This window comes from Ignavibacteriales bacterium (assembly GCA_020635255.1).
Classification (GTDB): domain Bacteria; phylum Bacteroidota; class Ignavibacteria; order Tepidaquicellales; family Tepidaquicellaceae; genus JAEYVS01.
Genome location: JACKAC010000001.1, coordinates 1,108,882 through 1,126,192, shown reverse-complemented (window position 1 = coordinate 1,126,192; position 17,311 = coordinate 1,108,882). Strand labels below are relative to the sequence as shown.

At 40.8% G+C, this 17,311-nt stretch carries 16 protein-coding genes; 10 read left to right on the top strand and 6 right to left on the bottom strand.

The features are described from left to right. Window positions 1-25: 25 nt before the first annotated feature. Genes H6614_05100 through H6614_05055 form a run of 10 tightly spaced genes read left to right on the top strand, consistent with a single transcriptional unit; the run spans window position 26 to window position 11,333 of the window. Window positions 26-1,192: a beta-lactamase family protein gene (locus tag H6614_05100; protein ID MCB9243028.1), complete on the top strand. Its 1,167-nt coding sequence runs from the start codon at window positions 26-28 to the stop codon at window positions 1,190-1,192. A 10-nt stretch (window positions 1,193-1,202) separates the two neighbouring features. After that, a complete protein-coding gene (pruA, locus tag H6614_05095) occupies window positions 1,203-2,765 on the top strand; it encodes an L-glutamate gamma-semialdehyde dehydrogenase (GenBank protein MCB9243027.1) in 1,563 nt (520 codons plus the stop codon). A gap of 11 nt (window positions 2,766-2,776) precedes the next feature. Next, window positions 2,777-3,052, top strand: a complete 276-nt coding sequence (locus H6614_05090) for a hypothetical protein (GenBank protein MCB9243026.1) — start codon at window positions 2,777-2,779, stop codon at window positions 3,050-3,052. A 14-nt stretch (window positions 3,053-3,066) separates the two neighbouring features. Next, the gene (gene sucC, locus H6614_05085; protein MCB9243025.1) at window positions 3,067-4,407 is read left to right on the top strand and encodes an ADP-forming succinate--CoA ligase subunit beta; all 1,341 of its coding nucleotides are present in this window, start codon (window positions 3,067-3,069) and stop codon (window positions 4,405-4,407) included. Between the two features lie 3 nt (window positions 4,408-4,410). Further along, window positions 4,411-5,847 carry a deoxyribodipyrimidine photo-lyase gene (locus tag H6614_05080; GenBank protein MCB9243024.1) on the top strand — a complete coding sequence of 479 codons (1,437 nt, stop codon included), beginning with the start codon at window positions 4,411-4,413 and terminating at the stop codon, window positions 5,845-5,847. A 15-nt stretch (window positions 5,848-5,862) separates the two neighbouring features. Further along, a complete protein-coding gene (gene gatB / locus H6614_05075) occupies window positions 5,863-7,320 on the top strand; it encodes an Asp-tRNA(Asn)/Glu-tRNA(Gln) amidotransferase subunit GatB (GenBank protein ID MCB9243023.1) in 1,458 nt (485 codons plus the stop codon). A gap of 1 nt (window position 7,321) precedes the next feature. After that, entirely contained in the window at window positions 7,322-8,080 is a 759-nt protein-coding gene (locus tag H6614_05070) for a triose-phosphate isomerase (protein ID MCB9243022.1), read from the top strand. A 23-nt stretch (window positions 8,081-8,103) separates the two neighbouring features. Then, window positions 8,104-9,279, top strand: coding sequence for an acetyl-CoA C-acetyltransferase (locus H6614_05065; GenBank protein MCB9243021.1), 1,176 nt, complete (start codon window positions 8,104-8,106; stop codon window positions 9,277-9,279). Between the two features lie 17 nt (window positions 9,280-9,296). Beyond that, on the top strand, window positions 9,297-10,145 hold the full coding sequence (locus tag H6614_05060) for a 3-hydroxybutyryl-CoA dehydrogenase (GenBank protein MCB9243020.1): 849 nt from the start codon (window positions 9,297-9,299) through the stop codon (window positions 10,143-10,145). Between the two features lie 45 nt (window positions 10,146-10,190). Then, window positions 10,191-11,333, top strand: coding sequence for an acyl-CoA dehydrogenase (locus H6614_05055; GenBank protein ID MCB9243019.1), 1,143 nt, complete (start codon window positions 10,191-10,193; stop codon window positions 11,331-11,333). Between the two features lie 65 nt (window positions 11,334-11,398). On the opposite strand, the gene H6614_05050 is transcribed toward H6614_05055, so the two are convergent. The 6 genes from H6614_05050 to dprA are packed head-to-tail and all read right to left on the bottom strand — an operon-like array spanning window position 11,399 to window position 17,148. Next, the gene (locus H6614_05050; GenBank protein ID MCB9243018.1) at window positions 11,399-12,115 is read right to left on the bottom strand and encodes a hypothetical protein; all 717 of its coding nucleotides are present in this window, start codon (window positions 12,113-12,115) and stop codon (window positions 11,399-11,401) included. Window positions 12,116-12,129: 14 nt separating this feature from the next. Continuing rightward, a complete protein-coding gene (hslU, locus tag H6614_05045; protein ID MCB9243017.1) occupies window positions 12,130-13,602 on the bottom strand; it encodes an ATP-dependent protease ATPase subunit HslU in 1,473 nt (490 codons plus the stop codon). A gap of 11 nt (window positions 13,603-13,613) precedes the next feature. Next, the gene (gene hslV, locus H6614_05040; protein MCB9243016.1) at window positions 13,614-14,150 is read right to left on the bottom strand and encodes an ATP-dependent protease subunit HslV; all 537 of its coding nucleotides are present in this window, start codon (window positions 14,148-14,150) and stop codon (window positions 13,614-13,616) included. A 13-nt stretch (window positions 14,151-14,163) separates the two neighbouring features. Then, window positions 14,164-15,588 (bottom strand): RNA polymerase factor sigma-54, encoded by a 1,425-nt coding sequence (gene rpoN, locus H6614_05035; protein ID MCB9243015.1) that lies wholly within the window; start codon window positions 15,586-15,588, stop codon window positions 14,164-14,166. Then, a complete protein-coding gene (locus tag H6614_05030) occupies window positions 15,581-16,147 on the bottom strand; it encodes a DUF3109 family protein (GenBank protein MCB9243014.1) in 567 nt (188 codons plus the stop codon). The genes rpoN and H6614_05030 overlap by 8 nt, the downstream gene beginning before the upstream one ends. Next, window positions 16,144-17,148, bottom strand: a complete 1,005-nt coding sequence (gene dprA, locus H6614_05025) for a DNA-protecting protein DprA (protein MCB9243013.1) — start codon at window positions 17,146-17,148, stop codon at window positions 16,144-16,146. The genes H6614_05030 and dprA overlap by 4 nt, the downstream gene beginning before the upstream one ends. Window positions 17,149-17,311 lie beyond the last annotated feature (163 nt).

Sequence of the window (17,311 nt, the reverse complement as noted above, 5' to 3'; positions counted from 1 at the left end):
ATAATTGAATATATTTGTTTTTACTATGAAAAGAGCCTATTTAATAATATTCCTTTCTTTACTACTATACACACAGGCATATCCATATGATTTTTCTGAAGTAGACGCAATCGTAGAAAACGGTATCCGGAACAGGTCCTACCCCGGCGCTCAGCTTTTGATCGGTACAAATAATGAAATACTATATTCAAAATCATACGGATACTATACATATGACCAATCAACCCCTGTAACCGAGAATAGTATCTTCGACCTGGCATCACTGACTAAAGTGATCGCAACAACTTCAGCTATAATGAAGCTATATGACCAGGGCAAGCTGTCACTGGACGACAGGGTGGCATATTATTTACCGGACTTTGCAGTGAACGGTAAAGAATGGATCACTGTAAGAAACCTTCTACTTCATAATTCAGGGCTTAAGGCTTGGATACCATTTTACACAACCTGTAAGAATAAGGATGATGTAATAAAGACTATCTGCGACCAGGAATTAAAATATGAACCCGGCACGTCAGTCGAGTACAGCGATTTGAATGCAATACTACTTGGTGTGATAGTAGAGAAAGTTACGGATATGGGGCTGGATGAGTATTGCAGACAGGAGATATTCGAACCGCTTGGAATGTCGAGTACTACATTTAACCCGAAAGGTAAGCTAAATGACCTTGCATTGCCGACCGAGTATGATAATAACTGGAGAGGACGCCAGCTTAAAGGCGAAGTTCACGATGAGTCCGCTGCCGTAATGGGAGGTGTATCAGGAAATGCCGGTTTATTCTCTAACACAGAGGATATTTACAAGCTTGTCTCCACTCTCATGAATGAGGGAAGATATTACAACTCATATTCCGCAGGGTTGAAGATCGAGTCATTTGTTTACGAAGGAACCGTAGATCTATTCCTTGAGAAACCCAATGATGTATTTTATTACAACACAAGATTGCTGGGATGGGATTCGAAGCCCGAGCCGAATAGCTATGGAAGACCATGCGGGGATATGATCTCCGATAACTGCTTCGGACATACGGGATACACAGGTACCAGCGTATGGTGCGACCGCGACAGGAACCTTGTAATAATATTTTTAACAAACCGGGTATATCCATCCAGAACCGCGAAGGGTATCTGGCAGGTAAGACCCGAGCTGCATGATAAAATAATTGAATTATATACTAACCAACAAAACTAGAATAAATAAGATGTCATTACCAAAATTTAAGAACGAACCGCTAACAGACTTCACGAAAAAGAAGAACAGAAAAGATTTTCAAAAAGCACTCGATAAAGTAAAAGCAAGACTCGGACAGGAATACCCAATATTGATAGGAGAAGAAAAGCTTTACACAGATGAGAAGAACGCATCACTAAACCCGAGCAAACCGGAAGAGATAATTGGTGTCTTTCAAAAAGCGACACCGGAAATGGGTGATAAGGCGATCCGACATGCAAACGAGGTATTCCAGATGTGGAAGAAAGTATCTCCAAAGAAGAGAGCAAACATTTTACTTAAAGCCGCAAAGGAACTTAAGAAGAGAAAGCATGAGTTTTCCGCAATGATGGTATATGAAGTTGGAAAGAACTGGGCCGAAGCTGACGGAGATACAGCAGAAGCAATAGACTTTCTTGAGTTTTACGCAAGGGAGATGATCCGATTCAGTGAAAAACAGCCTTTGACCAGAATTCCATCAGAAGATAACAATCTCGAATATATACCAATGGGTGTATGCCTTGTGATACCTCCCTGGAATTTCCCGCTTGCGATAGCAATCGGAATGACTTCGGCTGCAATCGTTTCGGGTAACACGGTGGCTCTGAAGCCATCGGAGGACTCCCCTTCCATAGCATGGATGTTCGTAGAGCTATTCCAGTCAGCGGGACTTCCTCCGGGAGTATTAAATTTCGTTCCGGGACCCGGGTCTATAGTCGGAGAGGTAATGGTTCAGCATCCGCTAACAAGAGTTATTGCATTCACAGGCTCAATGGAAGTTGGATTGAGGATAAACGAAGTTGCTGCAAAGAAACAACCGACACAAATCTGGATAAAGAGAGTTATTGCAGAGATGGGCGGTAAGGATGCAATAATCATTGACAGCGAACTGCATGATTTCGATGATGCAGTAGCTGGAGTGACAGCATCAGCATTCGGATTTACAGGTCAGAAGTGTTCAGCCTGTTCAAGAGTTATAGTAGATGAGAGTTTATATGACAAATTCTGTGATGCGCTGGTAGAAAAAACAAGTTATATCTCAATCGGGAATGCCGCAGAAAACCCTGCTATGGGTCCGGTTATTAATGCCAAGTCCAGGGAAAAAACAATGTGGTATATCAATAAAGCACAGGAAGAGGGCGGAAAGCTTATCTCAGGCGGTAAAGAGATAGACAACAACGGAGGGTACTTCATAGAGCCAACCATAATAAAAGATGTAAAGCCGACCGATACAATTGCACAGGAAGAAATATTCGCGCCGGTGCTGGCAGTCATCAAATCAAAAGATTACGATGACGCGATCAACATTGCAAACGGCACGATGTTCGGGCTGACAGGAGCTGTATATACAAAGAACAAGAAAAAACTACAAAAGGCATACGACGATTTCTTTGTAGGAAATCTATATTTCAACAGGAAATGTACCGGGGCATTGGTAGGTGTTCACCCGTTCGGCGGATTTAACATGAGCGGTACGGATTCAAAGGCGGGCGGAAGAGATTACCTCCTGTTGTTCCTGCAGGCAAAACTTATTAGCGCTAAAAAAATCAAATAAACTCAATAACAATGAGAATAAAATTCATTACCGCGACGGTTATCCTGATACTAGCTGTCGCAGGGTGCGGTTTTTTGAAGCAAAAAGTAGAACAAAAGGTAAACGAAAAGATCGATGAAACAATAGACGAATCTCAAAGGAAACTCGATTCGGTATTGGAAGCAAACAATCCTGATTCAATTAATGCTAAGATAGACTCATTACTGGAAAGTTCAGGCAAACAACTGGATTCGATGCAAAAGTCACTCGACTCATTAAATATCAAACAAAAGAAAAAAAATAAATAAATAAAATAACCTTAATGAAAATTCACGAGTACCAGGCAAAAGAGCTTTTAAAAAGATACGGTGTTCCTGTCCAGAATGGTGTCGCAATAAAAACCATGGAAGAATTTGATGGCGCGATAGCAAAGCTAAAAGAGCAAGGAATCGACCAATTCGTAGTCAAATCACAGATACACGCAGGCGGTAGAGGTAAAGGGATAGTCTACAGCAAGCACAACAGGGACAATGTGGTAGTTGAGGGCGGTGTAAAGTTTATCGGGGGTGATGTCGAGAAAGGTAAAACTTATGCTGAGAAGCTTCTCGGTAACATTCTCGTTACACACCAGACCGGACCGGAAGGCAAGCAGGTTCAGACATTATTTATCACAGAAGGTGTGGACATAAAGAAAGAGTATTACCTAGGTATCTTGCTAGACAGAAGTAACTCAAGAAATGTTATTATGGCTTCTACGGAAGGCGGTGTAGAAATCGAAAAGGTTGCAGAAGAAACACCAGAGAAGATAATCAAAGTATGGGTAGACCCGGCGATCGGGCTGGCTGATTATCAGGCAAGAGAGCTGGCATTTGGATTAGGACTTGAGGGTGATGCGTACAAAGATTTTCTAAAATTCATAACAAAGCTTTACAAGGCATATGTAGACCTGGATGCTTCACTTGTAGAGATAAATCCAATGGCTCTGACGGTAAGTAATAAGATCATCGCACTGGACGCGAAACTCACGCTCGACGATAACGCAATGTTCCGCCATAAAGACTATCCGGAATTAAGGGATCTCAATGAAGAAGACCCTCTGGAAATAGAAGCATCAAAGTATAACCTTAACTATATAAAGCTGGACGGAAACGTGGGATGTATGGTTAACGGCGCCGGACTTGCGATGGGAACAATGGATCTTATCAAGCTTGCAGGCGGTGAGCCGGCTAATTTCTTAGATGTTGGTGGAACAGCTTCACCAGAGACAGTCGAGAACGGATTCAGGATCATACTTTCAGATAAGAACGTAAAAGCAATACTAATAAATATATTCGGCGGTATCGTAAGGTGCGACAGGGTTGCAAACGGTGTGATACAGGCAGCAAAGAATATCGATATCAATATACCGGTTGTGGTCAGGCTGCAGGGAACAAATGCAATCGAAGCAAGGAAGATACTCGATGAATCAGGTCTTAACCTAATATCCGCAGATACTCTTGAGGATGCCGCGCAAAAGGTTACACAAGCAATTAATAAGAACGGTGAGGAAGAAAGTCTTGTAGATAATGAATATGATGACACGCCGAAAATATATGCAGAGACCAGCGCTGAAGTTCAGATGGCATCCGAAAACAACGAGAACCCGGGCAACAGAGAATTATAATTAATGTTAAAGATATTTTGGTTCAGGAAAGACCTGCGTATAGAAGATAACGCCGGTCTAAAGCTATTTATAGAAAACATTACTGAGGATGATGAGTACCTGTTCCTTTACATAAAGAATGAGAATACGTATAAATATTTCGGGGAAAAGAGGATTTACTTTCTCTGCCAGGCACTTCGATCTCTTGAAAATGCTTTAACTGAGCGCTCGCTTAAATTGAATATCGTTACTGGCAGCAGCAGCGAGGTATTTAAAAAGATAATCGGGAAAGCGGGTAAGGTACGTGTATCCGCGAATGAACAGCCGGAGCCTTACAGCAAAAAAAGAGACAATGAAGTAGAAGAGATCTTAAAAAAGAATGGCGGCGAATTTACGCTAACTGCCGACAGCACAATTTTTAAGCTTGGCGAGATACTCAAAGATAACGGTACCCCGTATGTAGTTTACACCCCGTTCATGAAATCATTCTACAACAGGCTTTCGAAAGATGATTATGCAAAGTGTAATTACGATTTTAAGAAACTATCTAAAGCGAAAGAATTCAAACTCAGCGGATTGAAAAGCACAGATCCCGGAAAAGAGATGAAGAGTTTAAACGGGGCGGAAGTATTCGATGGAAGCAGGGCGGAAGGATTAAAGCAACTTAAGAAGTTCTGGGATAGTAAGCTGGCAAGATACAAATCGAGACGCGATTTCCCTGCTTTAGACGGAACGAGCAAGCTTTCTCCGCACTTGCATTTCGGCACGGTTGGAATACGGGAAGCATTCAGGACAGGATTTAACCGATTATCAAAATCATCAGGACAAGATCTGGCAGAGGCTAAAACCTGGATAAACGAACTTATCTGGAGAGAGTTTTATTATAATATTACATATCATTTCCCGGATATAATAAAGAAATCCTTCGTGCAAAAATATGACACATTAAAGTGGAATCTCAATAAGAAAGATCTCACGGCATGGTGCGAGGGAAAGACGGGATACCCTATAGTGGACGCGGGAATGAGACAGCTGGTTCAGGAAGGCTGGATGCATAACAGGGTACGAATGATAACCGCCATGTTCTTAACAAAAGACCTGCTTATCGACTGGAGAAAGGGCGAAAGATTTTTTGCTGATCATCTTATAGATCTGGATTTCTCATCGAATAACGGCGGGTGGCAGTGGAGCGCATCGACAGGTGTAGATGCAGCGCCGTATTTCAGGATATTCAACCCGGTACTTCAAAGCAAGAAGTTCGACAAAGACGGTGATTACATTAAAAAATATGTTCCTGAACTGACTCCCCTCCCGGGAAAATTCATTCACGCTCCGTGGGAAATGAGCAGTGAAGAGCAAAAGAAATACGGGGTAGTAATCGGAAATGATTATCCGAAGCCAATAGTAGATCACAGTAAAGCAAGAGATATAGCAATAAAAGAATACAAAGCAGTATCGTAATTGACAGAAACCATTATAAAATATGAGCCGGTAATAGGGCTTGAGATACACGCCCAGATGAATACTTCATCGAAAGCGTTCTGCAGGTGCTCGACGGATTTTAGCGCTCCTGCAAACTCTAACGTCTGTCCTATATGTCTTGGACACCCGGGGGTACTGCCGGTTGTTAACCAGGGACTGGTGGAAAGCATTATTAAAATGGGGCTGGCAACGAACTGCAAGATAAGAGAAAGGTCGATATTCGCGCGAAAGAATTATTTCTATCCCGACCTGACAAAAGGCTATCAAATCACACAATATGAAACGCCAATTTGCTATGATGGATATCTCGACATTTCACTTAAAGATAATGGTGAGAAAAGGATCGGTATCACACGTATTCACATGGAAGAGGATGCCGGAAAATCCATTCACGATTTTTCCGATGATGATTCGCTGATAGATTTTAACAGGTGCGGAGTACCATTGATTGAAATAGTAAGTGAGCCGGATATGAATTCATCTAACGAAGCATTCCTTTACCTGCAAAAGGTTAAGCAGCTGCTTATGTGGCTGGGTATCAACGACGGCAATATGGAGGAAGGCTCGCTCAGATGCGACGCAAATATCTCAATAAGACCGGCTGGCACGAAAGAATTCGGTACACGAACGGAAATTAAGAACCTGAACTCGTTCAAGAATGTAGTGGATGCGATCGAGGCTGAAATAAAAAGACAGTCAGCAGTTCTCGACAGCGGTGAGAGGGTCATTTACAATACGATGACATATAACGCTAAGGACAGGACCACATCTGCAACGAGAACAAAGGAAGCGGCTCACGATTACAGATATTTCCCGGAACCTGACCTTGTGTTTGTAGAAGTCAGTGATGAATGGAAGAATCAAATAAAATCTGAATTACCTGAGCTTCCTAACGAAATAAAAGCACGTTTTATCTCCGGGTATTCACTGCCGGAATACGATGCCGATGTACTTACACAGGAAAAGGAAATGGCAGAGTATTTCGAGAAAGTAGTTACAGGATTAAATGATAAATCCGCAAAGAATTATAAAGCAGCCAGCAATATGGTTATGACCGAAGTTATGAGGGTATTGAATGACGATAAGATCGGTATTTCCGACTTCCCTATCCCTCCTTCACATATCGCAAAGCTGGTGGAGCTTGTATCTAACGAAACGATAAATAATAACACTGCAAAAGATGTATTCGTTGAAATGCTGAAGGAATCCGGCAAGGATCCTGAAGAGATAATTAAAGAAAAAGACCTAGTGCAGGTTACCGATGAATCAGCTATCGAGGAAGTTGTAACGAAAATTATAGCACAATATAAGGACGAGGTTGACAGATATAATTCCGGAGAGAAGAAACTGGCGGGATTTTTTATTGGGAAGGTGATGAGCGAAAGTAACGGCAAAGCAAACCCAAAGATCGTAAATGAACTCTTACTAAAGAAACTGCAGGAAGCAAAATAGAATGAGAAAGAAGTTAATAGCCGGCAACTGGAAAATGAACAAGAATTATAAGGATTCGCAGGCACTTGCTGACCTGATAAATCTTGAACTAACGGAATTCGATTACGAAAACGCCGACGTTGTTCTTTGTCCGCCTTTCACATCACTTAGCATTGTGCGGGATGTACTGGAGGATTCGAGTATAGACCTCGGCGCGCAGAATTTGTTTTACGAAGATGACGGGGCATATACCGGGGAGATCTCGGCAGGTATGCTGAGGTCAGTAGGATGCAGTTATGTAATTATCGGGCATAGTGAAAGAAGGCAATATTTCGGAGAGACAAACGAGATAATAAATAAGAAAGCTCTAAAGGCTCTCGGATTCGAACTTAAACCGATACTATGTGTTGGGGAAACACTCGATGAAAGAAACTCAGGAAAACAGGATGATGTCGTCGGAAAGCAGGTCAGAGAGTGCATAGCGAATTTAAACGTTCCGGATATAGAAAATGTTACCATAGCATATGAGCCTGTATGGGCGATAGGCACAGGTGTTAACGCTACACCAGAGCAGGCAAACGAAATGCATACATTTATCCGCGGGATCTTAAAAGAAGTTTACGATGAAAAGACTTCGTCTAAAGTAAGAATACTTTATGGCGGAAGCATGAAACCGTCTAATTCAAAGGAACTACTTTCCCAAAGCGATATAGACGGTGGGCTGATAGGAGGCGCAAGCCTTGAAGCCGACAGTTTCGTACAAATAATAAGAAGTATATAATATAAAGAAAGGATCATAATTAAATGAAAGAAGTAGTAATTGTATCGGCAGTGAGGACGCCAATCGGCGGTTTTATGGGCTCGCTGTCATCATTAAAAGCAACTGAACTGGGAGCGATCGCAATCAAGGAAGCTGTTGCAAGGGCAGGTATAAAAGGTGAAGACGTTTCGGAAGTGATCATGGGATGTGTGCTTCCAGCCGGCCTGGGGCAGGCTCCCGCAAGACAGGCGGCAATATTTGCTGGATTACCTGATACTGTACCCTGTATGACGATAAATAAAGTTTGCGGATCGGGATTGAAATCAGTGATGCTGGCCGAGCAGGCAATAAAATGCGGTGACGCTGAAATAGTTGTAGCCGGAGGTTTTGAGTCAATGAGTAATGCCCCGTATTACCTGATGAAAGCAAGACAGGGATACAGGATGGGTAACGGAGAGATCATAGACGGTATGGTTAATGACGGATTGTGGGATGTTTATAACGATTATCATATGGGAAGCGCGGCTGAGCTTTGCGCCAGGGAAATGAATATAACCCGTGATGACCAGGATGATTTCGCAGAACAGAGCTATAGAAGGACATTGGATGCCAATGAAAAAGGGTATTTCAAGGATGAGATAGTACCGGTCGAGATCAAGACGAAGAAAGAAACAATCACTGTTACTGAAGATGATGATCCCAAAAAAGCTAATTTCGAGAAAGGCAGAACATTGCGTCCATCGTTTGAAAAGGAAGGCACAGTAACAGCTTTTAATGCTTCCAGTATCAATGACGGCGCATCTGCAATAGTATTAATGTCCGCCGAGAAAGCAAAAGAATTGGGATTAACTCCTCTCGCAAAGATCGTTGCACAGGGTTCATTCGCTCATAAACCGGAGTGGTTCACTACTGCACCGGCTTATGCAATAGAGAAGGTTCTCAAGAAAGCTAACCTGACAACGGCTGACATAGACCTTTATGAATCAAATGAGGCATTTGCCGTACAGTCATGTGCAGTAATGCAATTGGCAAAACTCGACCCGGAAAAGGTAAACGTAAGAGGCGGTGCTATCGCTCTTGGTCACCCGATCGGAGCCAGCGGAGCCAGGATACTTACGACATTGCTCCACGCTATGAAAGATAATAACGTGAAGCGTGGTCTTGCTACACTGTGTATTGGTGGTGGTGAAGCCAGCGCTTTAATTGTTGAAAGAGATTAACTTTAAATTTAAATCAAATGGACATAAAAAACATATCGGTAATAGGTTCCGGCACAATGGGAAACGGCATTGCACACGTATTTGCTCAATATGGATATACTGTAACGCTAATTGATATAAAACAGGAATTCCTTGATAAAGGAATCGCAACGATTACAAAAAATCTCGGCAGGATGGTCGAGAAAGAAAAGATAACCGAAGATCAGAAACAAGAAACACTGAATAATATAAAGACCTCGTTAAATCTTGAGGATGCAAAAGATTCTGAATTGGTAGTTGAAGCCGCTTCGGAAAACTTCGACATTAAAAAAAGCATCTTCGAGACACTCGATAACTCCTGTAAACCGGAAGCCATACTAGCAACAAATACCTCGTCTATCTCGATAACCGAAATCGCGGCAGTAACAAAGCGTCCGGACAAGGTTATTGGAATGCACTTCATGAATCCTGTTCCTATAATGAAGCTTATAGAGATAATCCGCGGACTGGCAACTTCACAGGATACCTTTAATACTATCAAAGAATTATCCGAAAAGATAGATAAGGTTCCGGTAGAAGTACAGGATTACCCCGGATTTATTTCAAACAGGATATTACTCCCAATGTTGAATGAAGCAATGTATTGCGTGATGGAGGGTGTAGCTGAGCCTGAGGCAATCGACACCGTAATGAAGCTAGGAATGAATCATCCGATGGGACCTCTGACACTGGCTGATTTTATCGGATTGGATGTATGCCTTTCAATTATGGAAGTACTTCATGAAGGATTGGGTGATTCAAAATACCGTCCATGTCCCCTGCTCAAAAAAATGGTTGCCGCGGGATATCTCGGCAGAAAGAGCGGAAAAGGCTTTTATGAATATTAATTTCTAAATTTTTCTATTAATTTGCATTAAAATAAATTATAGTAAATGAATTTTCAACTTACTGAAGACCAAAAAGAGATAAGGGATGCTGCAAGGGATTTTGCTGAAAATGAGATAGCTCCCTCATCAGTACAGCGTGATATAAAAGCAGAATTCCCCTACGACATCGTTAAAAAAATGGGTGAATTGGGCTTTATGGGAATGATGGTAGCACCGGAATGGGGTGGCGCAGGCATGGACACAATATCATATGTTTTAGCGCTGGAAGAAATTTCAAAAGTAGATGCGTCTGTAGGTGTAATAATGTCCGTAAATAACTCTCTTGTTTGCTACGGGATTGAAAAATGGGGTAATGATTTCCAGAAAGAGAAGTATCTTAAACCCCTGGCATCCGGTGAAAAGCTCGGTGCATTTTGCCTCAGTGAACCTGAAGCCGGGAGCGACGCTACACAGCAAAGAACTACTGCTGTAGTCGAAGGAGATTACTATGTTTTAAATGGTATAAAGAACTGGATAACAAACGGTACTACAGCAGATTACTACTTCATGCAGGCTATGACAGACCCGGAAAAAGGCTATAAGGGAATCTCAACGTTTATAGTGGAAAAGGCTTATGAAGGTGTTGAAACCGGTGTTAAAGAAGATAAGTTAGGTATCAGGAGTTCCGATACATGTTCGATTGGTTTGAACAACGTCAAAGTTCCAAAAGAAAACCTGCTTGGTGAAGAAGGACAGGGATTCAAATTCGCTATGATGACATTAAACGGCGGAAGGATTGGTATTGCTGCTCAAGCCGTCGGTATTGCAAGCGCATCCTACGAAGCAGCGGTAAAATATTCGAAGCAAAGAAAAGCCTTCGATGCCCCAATCGCTAATTTACAGGCAATACAATTCAAGCTTGCCGACATGGCTGTAAAAGCAGACGCTGCCAGATTATTGACCTTGCAAGCGGCTTACTGCAAAGACCAGGACGTGTCTTACATAAAAGAAGCGGCAATGGCAAAGCTCTATTCAAGCAAGGTTGCGGTAGAAAATGCACTTGAAGCGATTCAGGTTCATGGCGGTTACGGGTATGTAAGAGAGTATCTGGTTGAAAGGTATTTGAGGGATGCCAAAATTACCGAGATATATGAGGGAACCAGCGAAATTCAGAGACTTGTTATCGCACGTGAATTGTTAAGACAATAAAAAAAGTTACATATAACAAAAAAACCCGGCTATGACCGGGTTTTTTTATGCTATATTGACTAACTTTAAAAACTGAATACTACCTTTGCCGAGAGATTTACACTGTTGAAGTTTTTAACAAGTGAGGTTGTTTGCGGTTTTGTACCATCACCATCGACAGGAACAAACCTGTAACCCAGTTCAAACGCGTATCCGAACTTAGCTGTTGATCCAAATCCAACAAACAAGCTGAAATCCTGCGTCCAGAAACTATTCTTACTCTTTTCAAAACGAAGGAAACTCGTCAATGTACTATCAGAATAAACATTATTATCAAACTCCTCGTTAAAGTACATCATTCCTCCACCGGCGCCTAAATACATGTTGCTCATTGGACTCAGAGGATCCGCAAAGAAAGGATATAATTTAAAATTTATATTAATCGGCAGTGCAAACAAATTTGCTTCATTCGGATAGTAAAAATTCCTTGTACCGGAACTATTCGTGAAATAAAATCCGTCGTTGCTTGTTGAATTGGTAAATATAAATGACGGAGAGATTTCGATTGCCATAAGTGGACTTAATCTCATTCCATAGAATACGTTCACTTCACTCAAAAACGATGAGCTGTTTAAATTGAATACAGGGTAGGTATCGGTTACTTCCCCGTTCGTAAAAAATACCAGTGTATATCCACCGCCAAGATACGAATATGACGATGTCCTGTCCTTAAACTGAGCATGTGAATCAGTGAAAAACAATAAACCCACTAATAACAATAATGAAATTGAGATCTTCTTCATGGCAAATGGTTTAATTAGAGTATGTATCTGCTTAAATCACGATCTTTTACAATGGTACTGAGCCTCTCACCAACAAGTTCCTTATTTATTGTAATTTTCTTTCGCTTCAACTTATCCGGTATTTCAAACAATATCTCTTCCAGGAGTGTAGATAGAATGGTGTGAAGCCTCCTAGCTCCAATATTTTCAACTTTTTCATTCACTTCAGCCGCCACCGTCGCTATCTCCTTAATCGCATCATCTTCAAATGTGATTTTTACTCCCTCGGTCTCTACCAGAGCGGTATATTGTTTTATGAGTGCATTTTCCGGTTCAGTAAGTATCCTATAAAAGTCATTTTCATCCAGGCTGTCAAGCTCTACACGAATAGGAAACCTTCCCTGTAATTCAGGAATTAGGTCACTTGGTTTTGCAGTATGAAATGCTCCTGAAGCAATAAATAAAATATGGTCAGTCTTAACGGGACCGTATTTTGTCATAACTATTGAACCTTCGACAATCGGGAGCAGATCTCTCTGCACACCTTCTCGTGAAACATCCGGACCCGATTGGCTTTTCCCCTGTCCACCGGCTACTTTATCTATCTCATCGATGAATACTATTCCGGATTCTTCGGTCTTCTGGACAGCTTCCTTTATAACAGAATCCATATCGATAAGCTTATTCGACTCATCCTGTGTGAGAACTTTTCGTGCCTCCTTAACAGTGAGTTTTCGTTTTTTAGATTTTTTAGGCATCATACTTCCAAAAAGGTCCTGCATGTTAATACCCATGTCATCCAGACCAATGGGACCAAGTACCTGTAACATCGGCGACGTGTCCGATGTCAGATCGAGTTCGATCATCCTATCGTCCAGTTTACCTTCCTTTAATTGTTCCTTTAATTTTTCACGGGTTTTCTTATTGTTTTCATATTCATCATCAATAGTGGCGCTTTCCATATTGATAAGATTTTCTGTACTCTCTTTTATGCCTGATGCAGATTTTGCTCCATTGCTTCCCTTCGATCTGATCGGCGGAAGTAAAATATCGAGTATTCTTTCGTCGGCATTTTCACTTGCTTTCTTTTCCACATACTGAGTCTTGTCCATTTTCACAATGTTAACAGATAGATCGGTTAGTTCCCTAATCATCGACTCGACGTCCCTGCCTACATATCCTACCTCCGTAAATTTCGAAGCTTCGACCTTTACAAACGGTGCATGAGCAAGTTTAGAAATTCTTCTTGCTATTTCGGTCTTACCGACACCTGTAGGTCCGATCATTATAATGTTATTAGGCATTATTTCATCTCTAATGCTATCGTTTACATTTTGTCTTCTCCACCTGTTCCTTAGTGCTATAGCAACTGATTTTTTGGCATTTCCCTGACCAATTATGTACTTATCAAGTTCTTCAACTATTTGTGATGGTGTTAATTGTTCCATCTTGCCATTAGTTAGCATTTTTCCCGTCTCTTTAATTTTTTCACCTATTTTTTCGAGCATTAATTCCTTCTTTAATTTAATTCTTCAATTGATATTTTGTCATTTGTGTAAATACATATTTCTGCCGCAATATTTAGCGATTCGCTTACGATTTCTTTTGCAGAAAGGTCAGCATATTTGAGAAGCATCTTCGCCGCTGCAAAAGCATACTGTCCACCCGACCCTATTGCAACAATCTTGTCATCCGGCTCAATAATATCCCCAGTACCGGAGATTATCAGAGCCTGCTCGTTATTAAGTACTGCAAGAAGCGCCTCAAGCCTGCGCAAATACTTATCCGTGCGCCATTCTTTAGCAAGTTCAACTGCCGCGCGGGAAAGATTACCCTTGTATTGTTCCAGCTTTCCTTCGAATTTCTCAAACAATGTAAATGCATCCGAAGTCGATCCGGCAAACCCTGCTAGTACCGTATCGTTATATAGTTTTCGTACCTTTTTGGTCGTGTGTTTCATAACGGTATTTCCCATCGTGACCTGTCCGTCACTGCCTATTACAGCCTTACCATCTTTAATTAATCCTACTACTGTTGTTGATCTAATTTTACTCAATTTTTATTCCTTTTTAAATTTTTCTTCGTAGTCTTGCCTTTGGAATACCCATTGACTCCCTGTATTTGGCAACTGTTCTCCGGGCTATTTTAAACCCTACTTTTTCCATTTCCGTTGTTAATTGGTCGTCCGTATAAGGTTTACTTCCGTTTTCAGACTCTATTATTTCTTTCAATTTTTTCTTGATTTCTTTGGTAGAGATATCATCCCCTTCCTCATTTGTCATGAAGTTGCTGAAGAAATATTTCAACTCATATATACCAAAATCAGTCTGTACGTATTTTCCCCGAACAGTTCGGCTAACAGTAGAAATATCCATGTGAATATCATCGGCAACATCCTTTTCGTACATTGGCTTTAATCCTTCCCCCATATTCTCAAAAAAGTCAAATTGCCTGATCAGAATAGAGTTCATCACTTTTATCATAGTTTCCCGGCGTGAATTTATTGCATCGATATACCACTTAGCCCTCTCAAAATTATTCTTAATGTACTCTTTCGCCTCATCCGTCATTCCATTCTTATCGGTATTCATCATTTCCCTATAAGCATGGTTTACTTTTAGTGAAGGAATTTTATCATTCAAAAATACTTTATACTCGTCATTTACTTTTGTAACTATTAAGTCGGGGTAGATATAGTTCTGTTCAAGCTGATCGTCAGTATAACCCGGTTTTGGATTAAGTTTATGTACCGTCTCAAATACTTTATTCAGCGTTTCTTTATCGATAGCAAGTTCCTTCATTATCTTTTCATATTTCTTAAGCCGCAGATCCTCAAAATGGTCTTTGATAAGTGCACAAACATATTCTTTCATATCATCTTCTATATCCAACTCATCAGCCTGCACCAACAAACATTCTTGTAAATCTCTGCATGCGAGCCCCATCGGTTCAAATCGTTGTATAACATGTAGTACATCGAGGATTTCCTTATCAGTAAACTTTTCATTCTCAAAGCTGGTTCCCTTTGACTGTTCATCTAATTCTTCTCTGATACTATCCAGACCCATTCTTAAATAGCCATCTTCATCCAGGTTACCTATAATAAATTCGCCTATAAATATCTGCTTATCAGTAAGGTTTGTTACATGAAGTTGTGAGGTCAGATTATCCTGGAGAGTAACAGTGTCCCGCCACATATTCTCGTAGTTAATGTGCTCTTTACTCTTCCTGTATTCGTGGGTTTTATAGCCATCATATTCTTCATTATAATGATCGCCAAAATCAAGATCCTCATCACCTTTTTTATCAGCTTTTTCGTCTTCCGCTACTTCATCTTCGGTAGATTCGGCTTCATCCAGAAGAGGATTCTCCTCCAATTCCTTTTTTATCATCTGCTCTATGGCAATTGCCGGTACAGCAAGCAAACTTTGCCTCTGAATTATCTGTGGAAGGACTTTCTGGCTTAATTTCTGACTTTGTGTCTGTTTAAGCATCTTTTGAAATAAATCTCTCTTTTAAACTTTTGTAAAACTTTTTACCAAATCCTCTTTCAATACCGCTTTTAACATATTCAAATATTGTAACTCCATCTTCTTTGCCCTTATCCAGGGCATCCCTGCACTCGTACATTTTTTCATATCTGAAGATATTACGCCCTTTTCCGGATACCCTGATAGGAAAAAGCTGGCACGAGATCGGTTTAATAAACTTTACTTCACCGTTGTAATACGCCTTTTGTATAGAACACTTAGCAATACCGTCCTCATAAAATGAAAAAACACAGTCATTATCATTCACATTATTCAAGTGATACTCACCTTCATACTCCAGATAAAACTCTTCCCTGTCCAATATCTTCTTATGCTTATTAGTTAAGTACTTTTTAGCAAAAGGGATTGTTTTCTCTATTTTGTCAATTTCTTCCTCGAGTATCGGCGCTCCAAGAGTACCTTCCAGAGTACAGCATGCACCTTTACATTTTTCCAGATCACAAGAAAACTTCACATCAAATATCCTGTCATCGATAATATATTCATCCAGGCTCAGCTTCATACCTTGATGAAATTCTTTCCCGGTATCTGCCTGACCAAACCCTTTAATTCAAGCGAAAGCAAGTTCACAAGGCAGTCAGAAACCGGCAGACCGGTTTCCATGTTAATCGCATCGATATTCATCGGTTGGTAATCCAACTTCACATATATTTGCTTCTCAATAATATTAAGGTTGCGAATAAGTTCCTCATTCATATCATCCTTCGGTTTCCTTACCAGTGGGGCAACTTTGTATTCAAGCTCGCTAAGTATATCATCTACATTCGTTACCATTTTCGCATAACCTCTTTTTATAAGCTCGTTAGTACCGGAGGATTTTTTAGAATTAGCATATCCTGGCACAGCAAATACTTCCCTATTCTGGTCCAGCGCAAGCTGGGCGGTTATCAAAGAACCTCCCTTTGCACCGGACTCTACAACAAGTGTACCAAGCGAAATCCCGCATATTATCCTGTTCCTGCGCGGAAAATTTACTCTATCCGGTATGCTTCCAAAATCTAGCTCCGATATCACAGCCCCGGATTGTGTTATCTTCTCATATAGTTTCACATTTTCCGGCGGATATATCACATCGAGACCTGATCCTAACACCGCGTAAGTAATATTCCCGCAATCTAAAGCAGTCATATGAGCAACAGTATCTATACCGTTTGCCATCCCGCTTATAATTGGAATTCCAAGCTCCGATATCCCCTCGACTAGTTGTTTGCAGATAATCTTACCATATTCAGTTGGCACACGAGTACCCACCACACTTAATGAATACTTATCATTTTCATTTAAACTTCCTTTGTAATATAAAAGAACAGGCGCGTCAAATATCGTCCGAAGGTTAACCGGGTAATCTTCGTCCAGGATCGAAACCATTTTCACATCATCAGCATCACATTTATCCAGAATCTTATTGAACTCATCTTCATACAGATTCTGTTTATCTTTGACCCTGCTAAGATCACTTATAATACCAATATCAAAGCCATCTATTTTTCTGAATTCCGACAATGGTGCCTCAAAACACTCCTTCGGACTTTCGAATACAGAGATCAACCTTCGAATCCGGACATTGCCAAGATTCTTAACTTTCGTTAAAAAATAGAGATATTTTAAATTTTCCCGGCTATCCACTGGTCAACAAAACTACCCAATTTAATTATCTTATTAAATG

Bases quoted from the DNA above. Each gene is read 5' to 3' on its own strand.
- rpoN (MCB9243015.1), bottom strand. From the start codon at position 15,588: ATGCTTAAACAGACACAAAGTCAGAAATTAAGCCAGAAAGTCCTTCCA.
- H6614_05060 (MCB9243020.1), top strand. From the start codon at position 9,297: ATGGACATAAAAAACATATCGGTAATAGGTTCCGGCACAATGGGAAAC.
- H6614_05050 (MCB9243018.1), bottom strand. From the start codon at position 12,115: ATGAAGAAGATCTCAATTTCATTATTGTTATTAGTGGGTTTATTGTTT.
- H6614_05065 (MCB9243021.1), top strand. From the start codon at position 8,104: ATGAAAGAAGTAGTAATTGTATCGGCAGTGAGGACGCCAATCGGCGGT.
- sucC (MCB9243025.1), top strand. From the start codon at position 3,067: ATGAAAATTCACGAGTACCAGGCAAAAGAGCTTTTAAAAAGATACGGT.
- H6614_05090 (MCB9243026.1), top strand. From the start codon at position 2,777: ATGAGAATAAAATTCATTACCGCGACGGTTATCCTGATACTAGCTGTC.
- H6614_05080 (MCB9243024.1), top strand. From the start codon at position 4,411: ATGTTAAAGATATTTTGGTTCAGGAAAGACCTGCGTATAGAAGATAAC.
- H6614_05030 (MCB9243014.1), bottom strand. From the start codon at position 16,147: ATGAAGCTGAGCCTGGATGAATATATTATCGATGACAGGATATTTGAT.
- H6614_05100 (MCB9243028.1), top strand. From the start codon at position 26: ATGAAAAGAGCCTATTTAATAATATTCCTTTCTTTACTACTATACACA.
- H6614_05055 (MCB9243019.1), top strand. From the start codon at position 10,191: ATGAATTTTCAACTTACTGAAGACCAAAAAGAGATAAGGGATGCTGCA.
- pruA (MCB9243027.1), top strand. From the start codon at position 1,203: ATGTCATTACCAAAATTTAAGAACGAACCGCTAACAGACTTCACGAAA.
- hslU (MCB9243017.1), bottom strand. From the start codon at position 13,602: ATGCTCGAAAAAATAGGTGAAAAAATTAAAGAGACGGGAAAAATGCTA.
- H6614_05070 (MCB9243022.1), top strand. From the start codon at position 7,322: ATGAGAAAGAAGTTAATAGCCGGCAACTGGAAAATGAACAAGAATTAT.